At 35.6% G+C, this 17,613-nt stretch carries 17 protein-coding genes; 10 read left to right on the forward strand and 7 right to left on the reverse strand.

Going from position 1 to position 17,613, the window contains the following annotated elements:
• Positions 1-70: 70 nt before the first annotated feature.
• The gene (locus AAGF08_RS10290; RefSeq protein WP_343511074.1) at positions 71-391 is read left to right on the forward strand and encodes a YbjQ family protein; all 321 of its coding nucleotides are present in this window, start codon (positions 71-73) and stop codon (positions 389-391) included.
• An 18-nt stretch (positions 392-409) separates the two neighbouring features.
• Here AAGF08_RS10290 and AAGF08_RS10295 read toward each other — a convergent pair whose 3' ends face one another.
• The 4 genes from AAGF08_RS10295 to AAGF08_RS10310 all read right to left on the reverse strand — a co-directional run bounded on the left by AAGF08_RS10295 (position 410) and on the right by AAGF08_RS10310 (position 3,291).
• A complete protein-coding gene (locus tag AAGF08_RS10295; protein ID WP_343511075.1) occupies positions 410-652 on the reverse strand; it encodes a (2Fe-2S) ferredoxin domain-containing protein in 243 nt (80 codons plus the stop codon).
• Positions 653-1,906, reverse strand: a complete 1,254-nt coding sequence (locus tag AAGF08_RS10300) for a DUF819 family protein (RefSeq protein ID WP_343511076.1) — start codon at positions 1,904-1,906, stop codon at positions 653-655.
• Positions 1,907-1,970: 64 nt separating this feature from the next.
• Positions 1,971-2,606, reverse strand: coding sequence for a CoA pyrophosphatase (locus AAGF08_RS10305; RefSeq protein WP_343511077.1), 636 nt, complete (start codon positions 2,604-2,606; stop codon positions 1,971-1,973).
• Entirely contained in the window at positions 2,596-3,291 is a 696-nt protein-coding gene (locus AAGF08_RS10310; protein ID WP_343511078.1) for a hypothetical protein, read from the reverse strand. The genes AAGF08_RS10305 and AAGF08_RS10310 overlap by 11 nt, the downstream gene beginning before the upstream one ends.
• Before the next feature lie 316 nt (positions 3,292-3,607).
• Here AAGF08_RS10310 and aceK point away from each other — a divergent pair, with 316 nt between their 5' ends.
• The 4 genes from aceK to AAGF08_RS10330 all read left to right on the forward strand — a co-directional run bounded on the left by aceK (position 3,608) and on the right by AAGF08_RS10330 (position 9,181).
• Complete coding sequence (gene aceK / locus AAGF08_RS10315) at positions 3,608-5,335, forward strand: bifunctional isocitrate dehydrogenase kinase/phosphatase (protein ID WP_343511079.1); 1,728 nt, start codon at positions 3,608-3,610, stop codon at positions 5,333-5,335.
• 78 nt (positions 5,336-5,413) lie between these two features.
• A complete protein-coding gene (locus AAGF08_RS10320; protein WP_343511080.1) occupies positions 5,414-6,541 on the forward strand; it encodes an alpha/beta hydrolase-fold protein in 1,128 nt (375 codons plus the stop codon).
• A 1-nt stretch (position 6,542) separates the two neighbouring features.
• Positions 6,543-7,961, forward strand: coding sequence for a leucyl aminopeptidase family protein (locus AAGF08_RS10325; RefSeq protein ID WP_343511081.1), 1,419 nt, complete (start codon positions 6,543-6,545; stop codon positions 7,959-7,961).
• 2 nt (positions 7,962-7,963) lie between these two features.
• The gene (locus tag AAGF08_RS10330) at positions 7,964-9,181 is read left to right on the forward strand and encodes an ATP-grasp domain-containing protein (RefSeq protein WP_343511082.1); all 1,218 of its coding nucleotides are present in this window, start codon (positions 7,964-7,966) and stop codon (positions 9,179-9,181) included.
• Here AAGF08_RS10330 and AAGF08_RS10335 read toward each other — a convergent pair.
• The 3 genes from AAGF08_RS10335 to AAGF08_RS10345 form a co-directional block, all read right to left on the reverse strand.
• The gene (locus AAGF08_RS10335; protein WP_343511083.1) at positions 9,178-9,945 is read right to left on the reverse strand and encodes a TIGR02757 family protein; all 768 of its coding nucleotides are present in this window, start codon (positions 9,943-9,945) and stop codon (positions 9,178-9,180) included. The two genes, AAGF08_RS10330 and AAGF08_RS10335, sit on opposite strands and share 4 nt — an antisense overlap.
• On the reverse strand, positions 9,945-10,499 hold the full coding sequence (locus AAGF08_RS10340; RefSeq protein ID WP_343511084.1) for a hypothetical protein: 555 nt from the start codon (positions 10,497-10,499) through the stop codon (positions 9,945-9,947). The genes AAGF08_RS10335 and AAGF08_RS10340 overlap by 1 nt, the downstream gene beginning before the upstream one ends.
• Positions 10,500-10,617: 118 nt before the next feature.
• Entirely contained in the window at positions 10,618-11,793 is a 1,176-nt protein-coding gene (locus tag AAGF08_RS10345) for a LysM peptidoglycan-binding domain-containing protein (RefSeq protein WP_343511085.1), read from the reverse strand.
• 206 nt (positions 11,794-11,999) lie between these two features.
• Between AAGF08_RS10345 and AAGF08_RS10350 the strand changes: the two genes are divergently transcribed.
• The 5 genes from AAGF08_RS10350 to AAGF08_RS10370 are packed head-to-tail and all read left to right on the forward strand — an operon-like array spanning position 12,000 to position 17,545.
• Positions 12,000-13,349, forward strand: coding sequence for an NfeD family protein (locus AAGF08_RS10350; RefSeq protein WP_343511086.1), 1,350 nt, complete (start codon positions 12,000-12,002; stop codon positions 13,347-13,349).
• Between the two features lie 28 nt (positions 13,350-13,377).
• Positions 13,378-13,755: a cyanoglobin gene (locus AAGF08_RS10355; protein ID WP_343511087.1), complete on the forward strand. Its 378-nt coding sequence runs from the start codon at positions 13,378-13,380 to the stop codon at positions 13,753-13,755.
• Positions 13,748-14,488 carry a lysophospholipid acyltransferase family protein gene (locus AAGF08_RS10360; RefSeq protein ID WP_343511088.1) on the forward strand — a complete coding sequence of 247 codons (741 nt, stop codon included), beginning with the start codon at positions 13,748-13,750 and terminating at the stop codon, positions 14,486-14,488. Before AAGF08_RS10355 ends, AAGF08_RS10360 begins: the two co-directional genes overlap by 8 nt.
• Positions 14,475-14,762, forward strand: coding sequence for an Asp-tRNA(Asn)/Glu-tRNA(Gln) amidotransferase subunit GatC (gene gatC, locus AAGF08_RS10365; RefSeq protein ID WP_343511089.1), 288 nt, complete (start codon positions 14,475-14,477; stop codon positions 14,760-14,762). Before AAGF08_RS10360 ends, gatC begins: the two co-directional genes overlap by 14 nt.
• On the forward strand, positions 14,762-17,545 hold the full coding sequence (locus AAGF08_RS10370) for a hypothetical protein (protein WP_343511090.1): 2,784 nt from the start codon (positions 14,762-14,764) through the stop codon (positions 17,543-17,545). Before gatC ends, AAGF08_RS10370 begins: the two co-directional genes overlap by 1 nt.
• Positions 17,546-17,613 lie beyond the last annotated feature (68 nt).

Consider the following 17,613-nt stretch of genomic DNA (forward strand, 5'->3'; position numbering starts at 1 on the left):
TTAACAAACCCTATTTTCAATTTTCTCGTGTTAAAATGAACGAGATCAATTTTAAAAATAAAACTAACTTATGATTATTTCAACCACACCAAGCCTTGAAGGTTATCAAATAGAAGAATATTTGGGAGTTGTTTCTGGCGAAACAATTATCGGTGCAAACGTATTCAAAGACTTTTTTGCAAGTATTACCGATATAGTAGGCGGAAGATCATCATCGTATGAGCAAGTCCTACGAGAAGCAAAAGCCACGGCCATGTCTGAAATGGAGATGCAGGCTAGAGTTTTTGGAGCGAATGCGATAGTCGGAATTGATTTAGACTACGAAACAATCAGGGATGGTATGCTGATGGTCACAGTCAGTGGGACAGCAGTTAAAACTTCCAAACTATAAATCTAAAGTCCTGAAAATTCAGGACTTTTTTATTTGATGTAATACATTTTCAATAGTTGCCTTTTTACAAACAAACTCTCCAATTATCACTACAGGAGCTGATTTGCAGTAATCCATACATTTCGTCTTAATCAGTTTGCACTGTCCTCTCAGTTCTTTTGATTTTATCTCTTCCCTAATTTTTTTACGAAGCGTTTTCGATCCTGATTTTATACAATCGGATCCTCCACAAACAAATATGAGTTTTCTTTTAGATTCCATTTACCCCCCTGATACAGCCTGCATCATTAATCCACAAAGGTAAGCCCCATAGGTACCAGCAGCATATCCAAGAACAGCTAACAATACTCCAACAGGTGCTAAAGATGGATCAAATGCTGAAGCTACTATGGGAGCAGACGCCGCACCTCCTACATTAGCCTGTGATCCAACTGCCACATAAAAGAACGGTGCCTTAATTATAAAAGCTACAATTAACATGACAAGAATATGGAAGAACATCCATAAGATTCCTATTAAAAACAAAATTGGTGAATCTAATACAGCTCCAAGATCCATTTGCATGCCGATCGAAGCAACAAGAACATATAATAAAACGCTTCCTACTCTTGATGCTCCAGAACCTTCGAGATTTCTTGCTTTAGTAAATGAAAGTAATAAACCCAAAGTGGTGGAAACAACCACAATCCAGAAAAAAGCAGAATCTAAAGAATACTGGCTTAATTGAGGATAATTCTCTCCAATCCAAGGTGCCATACCATCTGCAACCCAATGAGAAAACCCGGTTATCCCAAACCCGACACCTAGAACTACCATGGTGTCAGAAAGAGTTGGGATTTTCATAATACCAGCTCTAAACTTTTCAATCTTATCCCGCAATTCATAAATAGCAGAACTATTTGCTTTGAATTTTTTGTCAATCACTTCTGGTTTTCCTGCCCAATACAGTAAAACTGCCATCCATAAATTAGCCACCAAAACATCCACAGCAATCATTTGACTGAAAAGCGAAGGACTGGCTCCAAAAACTTCAAGCATTGCAGTTTGATTTGCACCTCCACCAATCCAAGATCCAGCTATAGTAGCCAACCCCCTCCAAATTTCGTCTGGCCCGCTCCCTCCCAATAATTCTGGTTGAATAAAACCTACAGTAGCTAATGCCAGAGGTCCACCAATCATAATCCCAAAGGTACCAGCCAAAAACATGCTCAAAGCTTTTGGACCAAGCTTTAAAATACTTTTCAGATCAATACTTATGGTAAACAAGACAAGTGAAGCGGGAAGTAAATACCTGCTTGCCACTTGATAAATCCCAGAAGTTTCGCCAGAGATCCATCCAAATGAATTAAACAACGCAGGTATAAAGTAGCATAGAAGAACAGTGGGGACGATCCCATAGAATTTTCTCCAAAAAGTATTTGTACTTGCCGATGTAGCAAAGACAAAGGCTAAGATTGCCATCAGGATGCCAAAGACAATAGCATCATTTGTAAAAAAGGGGGTGTTTTCTTCCATGGTTCGAAATAAGGCGTGAATTACTATAATACCAATAATTATTACCAGAAAATAAAAAGTTCAGCTACTTTCCATTTTCCATTATTCGGAGGAATTCACCTAATATCATGGCGGTTGCTCCCCAAACTACCTCTTTTTCAATATCAAAATAAGGTGTATCAAGCCTGAACGACTCGCTAATCTCTAATGTTTTTTGTTTTAAAATGTCTGGAGAAGACAAATTTCGAATGGTAGTTTGAATAATTCTTTCTACCTCCTTTTCCTCTGGAATAAAATCAGGCTTTGAATTAGTAAAACCCAAAACAGGGGTAACTAAAAAATTGCTTGGTGCAATATATAAATCAGTCATTTTACCCAAAATCTCAACCTCTTCAGGATTTATTCCAACTTCTTCAGAAGCTTCTCTCAAGGCAGTATAAATTAAATCTGGATCTTCCAGCTCCATTTTTCCTCCAGGCAAGGCAATTTGACCACTGTGAACTCCATCGTATTCAGGCCTTTTTATCAAAGGAAAAAACACTTCTTCTTGATCCGGATAAAACAATAATAGAACAGCACCTTTTCTATGGTTTTCAGGTCTTTTTGGATCAAATCTTTTTTTATTAATCGGCTTGGGAGACATGTTAATATGTGCTTCAATCCCAGGCAAAGGAATTTCCAAACCATTTTTAATGATCCTTATAAAATCATCAAACTCCATTAGAACTCAAATCTACTTTTTTAATTTTTTGATTTATATAAGATTCTGTCTCATAATCAGGAGCGACCTTAGGTGACTGAAATCTGTGAACTTTATGTCCATCTAATTCTATCACCCATGCCATTGGTCTAAATCCTGCTTCTTCTTGGAAATAACCAAAAACAACAAAAGTATTGCTGTTTATCCACAATCCTTCTTCAAACATACCGGAAGGCCCCATAAACAAAAGTCGCTCTTTCATCCCATCCTCACGATACCAAATAACCTCTGAATCCGGATTAAGAAAAGGAGCTTCTATCCCGTCTTGAGCTTCAACTTTATAGCTATATATGTCCATTGTACCGTTTCCTTCCGGATGAGGAATTTGGTATGGAAAAAGTGGATCGTCAGGAAGAATTGGATTTTTTTCCGGCATTTCCATAGGATCAATAGTATCAGTTTGAATTAATAAAAAATCCGACCCTTCAAATCCATCAATTTCTTCCGCCCAATGTTCTTTCCAATCAGGTTCCTTAAGCAAACCAACTTCGAGAAAACTTCTCAATTTTCTAGACTCTTCTTCATCGACTGACAGAATAGATTCAGTATTTTCTGTCTCTGGCTCTGAAGAATCACAAGAATAAAATAATCCTGCACATGTCAGTAAAACGGAAATTTGAAGTCTAATTGAAATGGTAACTTTCATGTAACATTAATAGGAGAAGTTGAAACTAATCTAGAGTTATTAAAAAACAAAAAAGGCCTGGATAAAATCCTGGCCTTTTCCTGCTCTCAAACCTATTAAACCTATTGTAGATATTCAATTCATGAATACTTGCGAAAAGTAGAAAATGTTTTTATTTCCTCCAAACAATCGATTGCGAAAGATTTTCAAAATTTTATTTCCCCCTATTTATTTGATGTTAACAGCCTAAAAATCAGGATAAATAATTTCGGTGAATCTCAAAATATTTTTAACTGTATTAACTTGGCGAGTTCAATATTGAAATTTATCTTTTCTCATGTCAAAATCCCTTGATTATCAGATTGCAGAAAAAATCTTTAATGGATTCCTAACCTACATCAAATCCTTTAATGCTTGCACCCGATTAACTCCAAAATATTTTAGTGAAAGAAATTGGCAAGCTATCCAATTAAATCACAAGCAAAGACTTCGTCTTTATAAGGATTTACTTTTTCCACTTGCGGCATCTTGTAAAGAATCACTTGCTCATAGAAGTACTGACAGATCCCTTTGGACTTCCATAAAAACGGAATATGCACAACTAATTTCAGATTTGCAGGAGTTAGAAATAGCAGAAACTTTTTTCAATTCCGTGATTCGCAAGACATACGAAAATGTAGAAATCGATGAGGACCTTATGTTTGTAATGGAAGGTCATGATTTTTGTGGTATCAGAGAAAATTCAGATCTCATAAGAAACTATCCCAAAGGTCTGGGATTAGACAAGATTATTCGACAGATTCTGGATGACTTTGATTTTGGAGCACCTTTTATGGACAAAGAGAAGGATATCAAATTTCTAATCGAAGGAGTACAAAAAGTTATTTTAACCAGATATAAAATAGATTCAGAAACAAGAACTCAACTATTAAAATCAATTTTTTATAGAAATAAAGCGGCCTATTTAATCGGAAGAACATTCGTTGGAAAGAAATGGATGCCTTTTATTATTCCCATCATGCACTCCAAAGATGGAATATTCGTAGACACGCTGATTTTTGATCCAAATTTGATGAGCCATATGTTTAGCTTCACCAGATCATATTTTATGGTAGAAGCAGAAGTGCCTTCAGAAATTGTCGCCTTCTTGAGTTCGGTAATACCTCACAAAAAGATTCATGAATTATATAATGCGATTGGATTCAACAAACATGGAAAAACGCTTTTTTATAGAGATTTTCTTCACCATCTGGATCATAGTGAAGATCAATTTGTAGTTGCTCTAGGTATTAAAGGAATGGTAATGACAGTGTTTACACTTCCTTCTTTAAACATTGTGTTTAAACTAATTAAAGATCATTTTGAACCACCTAAAAATATGACTCGACAGGAAGTTCGAGAGAAATATAAATTAGTCTCACTTCATGACCGAGTGGGAAGAATGGCTGATACACATGAATTTGAATATTTTAAAATACCAAAAGAAAGAATCAGTCCTGAGTTGATTCAGGAGTTAAGAAACACCACAAACTCTTTGTTAAGATTTACAGATACACATATGGTTTTCAAACACTTGTATACTGAAAGGAAAATGGAACCTTTAAATCTTTACCTTGAGCATTGTGGAACTGAAGAAGGAAAAAAAGTGGTAGAAGATTATGGAAGAGCCATATTACAATTGGCTCAGGCAAATATTTTTCCGGGTGATATGATGACAAAAAACTTTGGTTTGACCAGACAAAAAAGAGTCATTTTTTATGATTATGATGAAATTGAATTTTTAACTGATATGAACTTTAGGGTGAAACCTAAAGCTGAAACATATGAGCAGATTTATGCTCCAGAACCATGGTATTCAATTGCCAAAAATGATGTCTTTCCCGAGGATTTCAAAAGATGGATGATAGGAAGAAAAGACTTAAAAGAACACTTTCTAGCATATCATGAAAACCTGTTTTCTCCTGAATATTGGCAGGGAATTCAAAAAAGAATTGAAAAAGGCGAATTGATTCATGCATACCCTTATCCTGAAGAAATCAGATTTAGACCTGGACTTAAAATCTAAGCATTCACTTTTTTCTTCTTACATCGGTAACAAAAGTCTATTTTTGCAAATGGCTCACCTGCCCATCTCACTATATCTATGAGTATTGAAGTAAAATCTAAAATCAAATCAGTGACTAAAAAAGGAAGGAAAATCATACTCCAAACACCTCAGGATGATGATAGGCCTGTTTATATTTCCGGAAACTTTAACAACTGGGAAACTCAAGACTATAGATTTTTGATGACAAAGCTGGCAAAAGGGAAATATGAGTTTTCTTTTCCAGACAATCCAAAGTTTCAGAAAGAGTTAATCTATAAATTTACAAAAGGTGACTGGTCGGAGGTAGAAATTGATAAATATGGAAACCGGACTCCTAATCGACACTGGAATGACAAGAAAACATCCAGAATTGAGAAAGTAGCAAAATGGCGGAAAAATTGGCTTCCTTACCGCCCCAGCCAACTTCCAAAAATCCATTTAATTTCGGAGGAATTTGAAATTCCCCAATTGAATAAAACCAGAAAAATATGGGCTCTGCTACCTCATGACTATGAAACTAGCGAAGAAAGCTATCCTGTTTTATACCTTCAAGATGCCCAAAATCTTTTTAATGAGGAAACCGAATTTGGTAATTGGCAGATTGATAAAAAATTAGCTGTAATGTCTGATTATGGAATTGGTAAAATCATTATCATAGCAATAGAGCATGGTGAATCCGAAAGACTTCAAGAATATAACGTAGGTAAGACTTTGCTAGGAAAAGGTCATGGCAAAGAGTATATCCGTTTTATAACTGACACCTTGAAACCATTTGTGGACAAAACTTTTCGTACCAAAAGCGAAAGGAAATTTACTGGGATTGGAGGGAGTTCCATGGGAGGTTTAGTCAGTATTTTCTCAGGTCTAATTTATCCTGAAGTATTTGGAAAACTTATGATTTTTTCTCCTTCCCTATGGGTCATTCCTAAAATTAAGTTGGGCTTTTTGGATTTTTTTGAACCAATGGATACCCGGATTTATTTATACGCAGGAGGAGACGAAAGTGAAACGATGGTTAAACACGTTACAAAATTTCGAAATAGGATTTTGAAAAGAGAAAGCCTCCAGGGTAAAATGAAGGTTCATTTGAGTATTAATCAAGAAGGGAAACATAACGAACAATATTGGAGTGATGAGTTCCCAAAGGCCATTGAATGGCTGTTTTATAGCAATAAAGAAGAGTAAAATGCAATTTTATATAAACCCCCGTGATTTCGAAGGAAATTCAATTCATATCATCCCTGTTTTAGAGAAAAGAGTTGATGAAATTTTGGAAGGAAAACTCCAATCTAAGATTAAACCCTCTCTTTTTTCAGGTAAGAAGGATACAACATTTTTATTAGAGTCGGAGGAAAAAGTTTTTCTCCTAATTGGGTTGGGGGAAAACCCTAATTCTTGGGAAATAGAAAAATCATTTCGAAGAATTTTATCGAAAAACCAAGATTTGGTCGAAAAGAAGATCACATTGAATTTTCATGATTTAATTTCAAAAGACTTAATTGAAAATGCACTGGTAGGCTTTCAATTGGGATCTTATTCCTTAGGTTTTTATAAAAAGCAAAAACCTAGGGATTTTGGAGATCTAAAAGTGAGCATTCTATCGAATCATAAAACTATTGAAAAAATAGCCTCGCGTTCACAAAAAATCGCAAAAGCAAAAATGGAGGGATTCAAGTTGGTAGATTTACCTCCAAATGAATTAACCCCAGAATATCTAGCAAACTGGGCCATCGAAAAGTCAGAAAACTTAAAGATAAAAACAGAAATCTTTAATGAGGAAAAAGCAAATAAAGAGGGTTTAAAAGCATTTCTAGCAGTAGGCAGGGGAAGTTCAAAGCCTTCAAAATTCATTATCCTAGAATATAGAAACCCCAATGCAAAATTTCATCTAGGCCTAGTGGGAAAAGGTGTGACCTTTGATACTGGTGGTTTAAATATAAAAACTGCCGGAATGGTTTACATGAAGTCAGATATGGGAGGAGCTGCTGCTGTTTTGGCCGCAACACAATTAATTGCTGATCTGGAATTGGAAATAAATCTGACCACCATAGTACCGGCAGTTGAAAATTCAGTGGACAAAGATGCATATCTACCCAGTGAAGTTATTGGGTCGCATGCCGGATTAAGTATTGAAGTGATAGATACAGATGCAGAAGGAAGGTTAATCCTTGCAGATGGACTCTCTTTCATGGTTAAGAATTACAATCCGGATCAGTTAATTGACTTTGCTACATTAACAGGTAGCAGCGTTTCAACTTTTGGTTACGAATGTGGAGCATTGTTTTCTAATGATGAAATATTAACTAAATCACTTCAAGACGCAGGCTTGGAAAGTGGTGAGAAGGTATGGCCTTTACCTCTTTGGGAAAACTATAAATCCGAAATGGATTCAGAAATAGCGGATATTAAAAATTATAATGGAAAGCCTATTGCAGGAGCCATCACAGCTGCCAAATTCTTAGAAGCCTTTATTCATGAGCATAAAAAATGGGCTCATTTAGACATTGCTGGCGTAGCCTTTGGTGATAGCGAATTTTCAAAAACCAAATCAGGAACTGCTTTTGGTGTAGGATTATTGCTTAAATTCATTGAAAATCAACTTTAAGTATGGAAAATCAAGGAAAGACCTTTTTATGTATCTCTAATTTCTTTAAGGGAAACGCATTTATTATACAGCTTAAAAAGCAGGGGAATAGAGTGTTTCTAATTACTTCTGAGAAATTGAAAGATAAACCATGGGCCTTCGAATACATAGATGAGATTTTTTATATGCCGGGTCAAGACCTTGATTGGGACTTGGACCTATTACTCAAAGGTGTGGGAGGATTAATGAAATCCCATAAAATTGAAAGCATTATTTCGTTGGATGATTATGACGTAGAAAAAGCCACGTTTCTTAGAGAGAATTTGAGAATACCAGGAATGGGACAAACTACGGGTAGATATTTTAGAGATAAATTAGCCATGCGAGTAAAGGCTAAAGAATCAGGCATAAAAGTCCCTGCTTTCTCGTCATTATTCTATGATGAAGACATCAATCATTTTGCAGATAATGTAGCTGCACCTTGGGTTTTAAAGCCTAGGTCTGAAGCCTCTGCAAATGGCATTATCAAGGTGCATAATAAAGATTCCCTTTGGAAACATATTCATGAGCTTGGAGAAAATAGGCTTTATTATCTAGTAGAGCAATTCAAACCTGGGGATGTCTTTCATGCAGATGGTTTGCAATTGGAAGGTAAAAATTTATTCTGCTGTGTATCAAGATATTTGGCTACTCCTATGGAAATTTCACAAGGTGGTGGAATATTTAGAAGCGCAAATATTCAGTACAACTCTGATGATGACAAAGCAATCAAAAAAGCTAATGCTTCAATCATGAAAGCTTTTGGGATGAAATCAGGTGCTACTCATACAGAATTCATAAAATGTAAAGAAGATGGGGAAATTTATTTTCTAGAAACTTCTTCACGAGTAGGTGGCGCACATCTTGCAGAAATGGTAGAGGCAGCTTCAGGTGTCAATCTTTGGGCAGAGTGGGCAATAATTGAAGATTGCTTAGCTAAAAACAAAAAATACAATCTTCCTAATGTCAGTAAAAATTATGCAGGCATAGTTTTGACCTTAGCAAATGTAGAACATCCTGATTTAAGTAGTTTCGACGACGACGAGGTTTATTTTAGAGTTCCTCTTGAATACCACGCGGGATTAATAGTTAAATCTAAAAAACAAGAAAGAGTCCTTGAGTTATTGGACAATTATGCTGCTAGACTTTCTGACGGAATCTCTACTGTAGCAGATGCTCCTGAATTAAAGAAGTTCCATTAAAACTTCTCTTCTATTCCCAATCCAAAAAGTGCAAAATCATACTTAACTGGATCGATTGGATCAAATTCCCGAAGTCTCTCTGTAAGTTCTAACGCTGTGAGCCAATCGGTTTGCTTTCTGGTGATCATCCCTAACTTTCTTGCCACTCGATCCACATGCAAATCACATGGACAAATGAGTTGGGAAGGTTGAATTCTTTTCCATATTCCAAAATCAACGCCATTATTATCAGATCTAACCATCCACCTCAAATACATATTGATCCTCTTGCAGGCAGCTTTCCTTGCCGGGGTAGCAACGTGTTTCCTTGTCCGTGGAGGCGAATCTGGAAGATGAAAAAAATATTCATGGAAAGATTTTAATATATTTCCCATTGCATTTTCTTCCTCACTCCAGCCAATCATAAATGCCTCTTCTAATGATTCATGGTTTCGATAAAACCAGGACAAAAAATGAATGAAATATAATGTATCAGTATCATTGAAGGTTCTATGCTTGAAACTTAAAAATGGCCTCAAATCCTGTTCCTCATGGTTTAATAAAAAATCATGAGGAGCATTATCCATTAATTGGAAAAGCTCGTTGCATTTGTTAATAATGGTTTTGCGTTGTCCCCAAGCTAAAATAGCAGCAAAAAATCCTGATATTTCTATATCTTGATTTTTAGTAAACTTATGAGGAATCGAAATAGGGTCATTTTGAATAAATCCCGGGCGATTATATAAATTTACTTTTTCATCTAAAAACCCTTTTAAATCCTGCATCAAAGTGCAACTTTCACTTCCCCACCCTGCGTGCCATCAAACCATTTAAAAGACAATTGATTATCGACTTTTTCTGAAACATGCCAATCAAAGCATTTGATGTTTGTAAGAGGTTTTAGACTATCTTCTTCAGGATTATAAAGGCAAATGTCAAAATCCGGCAAATTTTTAGATTCTGTACTATTCCATTTTTCTATGATAAACCCTTCGTCAATAATCCGCACTTTATTACCAAATACAAAATCACTTAGAACAGTTGGAACACCGTCTTTCCTTCTTAGTTTAAATCCTGACGGACCAAACATAATTTGTTTAAAAAGCTTCGCTTCCAATAGGTCATTTGAAAAAGGAAGAGTTTCCCATTCCACATCTTTTAATACAACTTTTCTTCCCTCAGGTTTAATCCTTGTCAGAACACTAGAAAGTAAAGAGAATATGTAGGTAATCCCTATAAATAATATCCCAAAACTTGCTAGAATCGGATAACTAATCACAAATATCAGATTCCAAATGAATCTAAATATATGGTGAAAGAAGAGTTGTACTTTGTTCATTAGACTGAAAACTTAATACAAAATTAGGCCTCAATAGAGGATAAACAAAAAATTAAGTCTATTTACAAAATAAAAAACCCGGCAAAACTGGGTTTGACCTTTTAATTTTACTCAAGATTTAATACATAACCTCGACAGGGAACCTAGGATTTACTGCCTTCAATTGATCATAAGCAGCCTGAGAAAGCTTAATCACAAGTTTTGCATTATCACCTGTTTCAGGAAGAGTCCCTACCACGCGAGCAAATATAGTTATGTCATTTTCTTCATTCTTTATCCTCATAATCGTTCCAACAGGGGCAGTCCTATGAAGAACTAAATATTTTTTATGTCCACCGGTACCTTCTATCAATTCTGCCTGTCCGGTTTCTTTGATGTTTTTAAAACCCCCAGAAGTGTTTCCAGAATTTTCAGAAACATTCATTTCATCAGCGTTTGAAACGACTCTTGGAGTTCCTACTATTGGAACACTAGAAGGGCCAACTTCGCCCCTACCTACTTTAAGTGATTGGCCAACTCTTACATTATTGGAAGTTAATGCATTCCAAGTTATCAAATCCTCCACTCTTGCCTGATAGAGATTAGCAATTGAAAAAAGCGTTTCGCCTGATTTAACTTCATGCGAAACCCATTCTCCAGGCGCAATAGCAACACCATTTGCTACCGTTTTCGCAGGTACAGTTTCTTCAACCTCAATTTTTTCTGGTGCTGGCTTAGCCTTCTCTTCTTTCTTCTCTATCACTTTTGGCGACTCCACTTCTTCTTTTTTTACTGGAATTGTAGAAGTTTTAGTTGCAACTTTAGGTGTCGAATTTTCTTCAGTCACTGCTTTAACAGGAGTTTCCACAGCAGCCACCGGCTTTTTTATAATTAATGCTTGGCCGACGCTAAGATCGTTCCCTTTGAGTTCGTTCCATTCCATCACCTCACTTACAGAAACTCCATAAGACTTTGAAATTGAAAAAAGAGTTTCTCCTGGTACCACTTTGTGTAAGCTTGCCCCTTTTGGGATTTCAGATTTTGCAATAAATGGAACTCGGATGGTTTGTCCTATTTTAAGTCCTTGCTTTAATACTTCATTGGATTCAATAATTTCACTCACAGGAGCAGCATATCTTCTGCTAATACCAAAAAGAGTTTCCTTTGGCTCGACAGCATGAAGTATGTAGGTTTTATCTCCAAGTTTCTCAACCCCCACTGAATCAACTTTCGCAATATTCAAAGCAAATGAAGAAGAAGATAGAAGAAGAAAATTTAAGAATAAGAATAAAGGGAATTTCGATCCGAAAATCATAATAAATTTGGGCTGTTAAATTAAATACGTTCTAGATAGTAGATTAATTTGTCCTTTGGAAAGAAACAAGAATTATGCTAGAAAGCAATTATTGCAAGATTAATCTCTTCTTGAGAAGAAAAGCAAATTACGAATCAAAAAATGATAAAAGCACTAGTTTCCGGCTCCTTTTTGTATATTTTCTGAGCAATCTCGTATTAGTAAATATGAAAACCCTATTCATTTACATTTTCTCTCTTCTATTGGTTTTTCCGGCTATCTCATATGGACAACAAACCCCAATAGATAAAATTTTTACATTTAAAATCGATACCGATATCGATCCAGCCATGAATCGAAGAGTTAAACTCGCGCTGGAAAAAGCTGAAAATGAAGAAGCCGATTTAATAATCATAGAAATGGACACCTATGGGGGTGCCGTTAATGATGCAGATGATATTCGTACCATGATTCTAGAGTCCAAAATCCCTGTTTATGTTTATATAGATAAGGATGCCGCATCTGCTGGCGCGTTGATTTCTATAGCTTGCGATAAAATTTTCATGGCGCCAGGAGGAAGCATTGGTGCAGCAACTGTGGTTAACGGAGTTGATGGCGCAGCTGCGCCAGATAAATACCAATCATATATGAGATCTATGATGAGAAGCACTGCGGAAGCAAAAGGAAGAGATCCTAAAATTGCCGAAGCTATGGTTGATGAAAAAATTGAAATAGAAGGAATCACTGAAGCCGGGTCAGTAATTACATTTTCAGTTTCAGAAGCTGAAAAATATGGTTTTTCAGATGGTGTTTATAATTCTTTTGAAGATCTAATTCAAGGCCAAGGTTTATCCGATTCAGAAGTAATGGCCTATGAAACTGATTTAGTAGAACAAATAATAGGCTTTTTCCTGAACCCTGCGGTAAGTGGATTTCTGATTTTGATCATCATTGGAGGAATTTATTTTGAGTTACAAACTCCAGGTGTCGGTTTTCCTTTGCTCGCTTCAATAATTGCTGTAGTCCTATATTTCACTCCTTACTACCTAAATGGATTAGCAGAAAACTGGGAAATTATTGTTTTTGTAATAGGAATAATTTTATTAGCTCTTGAATTGTTTGTCATACCGGGTTTTGGGATTTTTGGAGTCTTGGGAATTACCTGCATACTAGCTGGGTTAGTTTTAGGAATGCTTCCAAATCAAAATTTTGATTTCGAATTTGTTCCTGCTGCAGACCTTTTTGCCGCCTTACTTACTGTGATTTTGGCTGCAATAGCTTCTGTTGGAATTGTTTTCTGGCTAACTCCTAAAATAAATGAGTGGAAAGCTTTTAGTGCAATTACCTTGGCCGGAACTCAGCAGAAGCAAGACGGCTATACTTCAACCTTTTATTCAAATGATTTACTTGGACAAGTAGGAAAAGTACATTCCCGTTTAAGACCAAGTGGAAGAGTAGAAATCGAAGGGGAAATTTATGATGCCTCTTCCAGAGGTGAATTTCTGGAAAAGGGAGAACCAATCATTGTAATTTCTACAGAAGGTACTTCATTAAAAGTGAAAAAATATGAGGCATAAACTTTTTGGAAATCCTTAAGTTTGAGCGATGAATCCATTTCAGTCTGTTTATGAATTAATCGGAGAAGATCAAATCCGTAAGCTTACCCATCTTTTCTATCTGGAAGTAAAGGGTAATGAATCTCTAAGAAAACTTTATCCTGAAAAAGATCTATCTCCTGCGGAAGAGAGGTTATTTCTGTTTTTGGTTCAGGTATTTGGAGGTCCTCAAACTTATTCTGAGCAACGGGGTCATCCAAGGTTACGAATGAGACATCTCAAATGGAAAATCGATGGAGAGATGCGAAATCATTGGCTAAATGCTATGATGAGTGCTATTGACCAGCTGAATTTAGACCCAAATGTAAAAGAGCTAATGCTTGGTTATTTTATCAAGGTGGCAAATCACATGATCAACCATGAATAAAATATTCAGAAGGATTTATTCGATCTATGCTGCATTAATCTTTGCTTTAAGCTTTCTTCTAATTTTCCCTTTTATTCTCATTTGTATCTGGGTTCCTGGCTTTAAGAAATTCGGAAGAAAAATAAACCGTTATTGGGCAAGATTTTATTTTAGCATAATTTTTCTTCCTGTAAAAATTGAGAAAAAAACGAAGCTTGAAAAAGGAAAATCATATATCTATATGGCGAATCATTTTAGTTATTTAGATATTCCAATGATGGGATTTATCCCAGGAGATGTACAGTTCGTCGGTAAAGCATCAATTAGGAAAGCCCCCCTATTTGGTTATTATTTCAAGCAATTACATATAGCTGTAGATAGAGACAGACTAAAAAGTAGAGCTGAAACCATGAAAAGAGCCATTGTGGCCTTAGAGAATGGAAGTAGCTTAGTCATATTCCCAGAAGGTGGGATTTTTTCAAAACAGCCACCTCATATGATTCCATTTAAAAATGGGGCTTTTAAAATTTCTATTTCTAAACAAATCCCAATAATCCCTGTCACTTTATCTTTTAATCATCTAATTTTGCCCGATGACGGAAAGTTTTTGCTAAACCGGATGCCTGCAAAAATGGTGCTTCATGAAGCTATCTTTCCATCCGAAGAAGATACGGAAGAGACACTCAACCGAACATGTTTTGAAGTAATTCAAAAACAATTGAATAAAGACTCTGAAATCTATGAAAATCGATAAAACAACGATAAAAAAAATTTCCCATTTGGCTCGACTTGAATTTGATGAAAGTAGTGCCGAAAAAATGTCAAAAGACATGAGTCAGATTTTAGACTGGGTAGAACAACTCAATGAAATCGATACTGAAAATATTGAACCTCTGACGACCATGTCTTCTGAAGTTAACGATATGAGGGAGGATATTAGAGGTAATCACTTAGACCATGAGGCTGGTTTAAAAAATGCTCCAAAGAGAGATTCTGATTACTTTAGGGTTCCAAAGGTGATGGATTAATGGCAGATAAGAACTCTGAGATTTCACACTTGTTTAAAAACATTTCAGCCCTCCTATTAATAATTTCCGGAGGTTTTTTTGCGCTATACTTTCTTCTATTTGACTCGCTTCCTTATCAAGTTATCAAAAGTTCTACTTTCCTTGATAGGATCATAATTCCATTTGACTGGGTTCAAATAGGTCCAATTTCTTTTCCAATCAATGTAGATAACTACCTTATTTTTCAAGAATTTAAAGCTTATCCAAATTCACCCCAAACAATTGAATCTCTTTTCTTTTTTGGGATTGTTTTTCTTGTTTCTGTTTCCTTTTTGACTGCACTCACAGAATTCAAAAAACTCGCCATTGTAGCTGGAGGAATCGGGTGGATAGTGCTGATTACCCTTTGCAATCTAAATGGACTTAACATTGGCGGAGCTAGCTCAAATATCCCTTTGATCATCGTATTAATCGGAACTTTGGGTCCAGTAATAACTCTACATATTTGGGGTCAAAATTTATCATTCATTCTAAAATGGCTAGCTGTTTTTCTAAGTTTCGGGATTTCAGTTTTTCTACTTTCAAAATTAAGCCCTTTAGAAAGCCCTATTATTTATATTTCAGAATATTCTACCATTCTGGCCTTGGGGTTATCTATAGCCTGGATTTTTTGGAACGGACATAGCTTTGTTTCTGGAACCTATATCCTACTTGCAAGAATGAATAAAAATGTGGGAATCAAAATTTCCAGGCAAATCGCAGTCATTTCATTAGGCTACCTGACAGCTTTATTTATTCTTTTCATGGAAATGACAGGTGATATAGTGGTCCCATTTTTCGGATTCTCTCCGCTTTTATTACTCATTCCATTGGGCGTTTTAGGATGGTTTTCCCTAGACTCAAAAATAGCTCAAATACCAAATCTGGCTGCCTCCGGTAATATTTTGAGAATATTGCACCTTTTGGGATTCGGCTTGGTGCTTTGGCTATCATGGAAACTAATAATTTCAGGAAATCAACCGGGAGAAGAATTCCTAAAACATCTTCTATTGTATAGCCAAATAGGTTTTACCCTATTTTTTATCGTTTACCTTTTCAGCAATTTTTTATCGATAATGAACTCAGGGAAAGAAATAGACAAAATTCTTTATAAACCCTATTCCCTACCTTACTATCACCTTAGGATTGGAGGGTTAATGGCTATTTTGGTTTTAACTATTTATGCTGAAGGTATTGTAGCAGTTCAACTTAACTCCCTCACAAATAATATTCTCGGGGATTATTATTACCAAACTAATCAAAAGTTAGAAGCCAGTATATTATATGAAAACTCTTGGGCTAAATATCGAAAAAACCATAAAGCGAAGCATCTAACTGCCCAATTGCTTTTTGAACTAAATCAGCCAACACTTGCAAAACAGCATTTGGAAGAAAGCTTTGCAGAATATCCTCAAATAGATAACATCATACTTTTATCCAACCGACTTCATCGGGAAGATAAAATCTTTGAATCAATTTTTTATTTAGAGAAAGGACTTGACATATTTCCCGGTGAGCCCCATTTAACTAATAATTTGGCGCTTTTTTACATAAAAGTAAATAAACCTGAAGAGGCGATAAGCTTACTGGAGAATAGAAATCAAGACCATGAAATCTTGGCATCAAACCTCCAAGCAATAAAAACTAAACTTGGGGTGAAAAGTGAAAATACAAAATTTCCCGAAAACTTAATCGGACAAATAAATTTACTGGTAAGCAAGAATGCATTGGCAGAGAGCCCAAATGAAGAGCTCAAAAACCAAATTAAAAACGCTCTGGGAGAAGTGAAAAACCCAATGATTATTCACGCAGGTTGGAGAAGTTTTTATTCTGAAAAAAACAATCCTGATCCCACAGCTGATTTGAAGTATTTAGATTCACTGAGCAAAGATCCCATTATGAGTGATTATATAATGGATGTTCAAGAAACTGCTGTAATAAGAAGTTTGGGAGCTGGGAGAATAATTGAGGCCGTAAAAAACCTCAACGGCTTAGCTTTTAGAAATCCGAACTCCGCAGGATACTACCTTAGTTTATCTTCTCAAATCCTAGCTCAAAACCTTGATTTCAAAAAATCAGCTAGAGAGTTATTGGTAGCTGAGGAAAAAGGATTTCAAGCTTTCCAGCCTCAGCATTTAGCCATATTATTTTTATCTGGATATAATGGAAATATAGAGTTAATAAGAGATAAATATCAGGTGATTTCACCTACTTATTTGAGAGATGATACTGATAGTATTTTGAGTAGTTACTTCCAGTTGATCACGAATTTTCACGAGTCATTTCCTCAAGATTTATTTATAGCATGGGATGAGTTCCCGGATAATGAATTGAAAACTGATTTTACAGTCCGACTTTTAAGCTATAAATCACATGGTTTGGATGAAACCCAACTAGAAATTCTAGGAAACTATCTGAAAACAAAAATCGAAACTGATGAAAATTTGAATTCTTTTTTTTCAGATCCTGATTGGGAAAATGAAAATGCATTAGAAGCTTTTGCAAACTGGCTTAAAGTTGAAAATGATTTAACTGCAAACCCTTACTTCACTTCTTTAATCTTAGCTGCCGCAGAAAAAGTTGAGGATCCTTTAAATCAATATGAATTATTGAATGAAATGTCTCAATTTAATCATGATCCCTTATTATGGCAGAAAAAAATACAGGCCGCAAAAAAATTGAACCTTGATAATTATGTAAATGATGCATTAATTGAAATGAGCAAATGGGTGCCAGAATCTAAAATGGAAAAATTAATTTTTTAAACATCATTTAATATTTCACGTAATTTCACAAGACTCTTTTTACTTTTCTCACTGACAAGGCTTATCTT

Source organism: Algoriphagus sp. SE2, assembly GCF_039563885.1.
Taxonomy (GTDB): Bacteria; Bacteroidota; Bacteroidia; order Cytophagales; family Cyclobacteriaceae; genus Algoriphagus.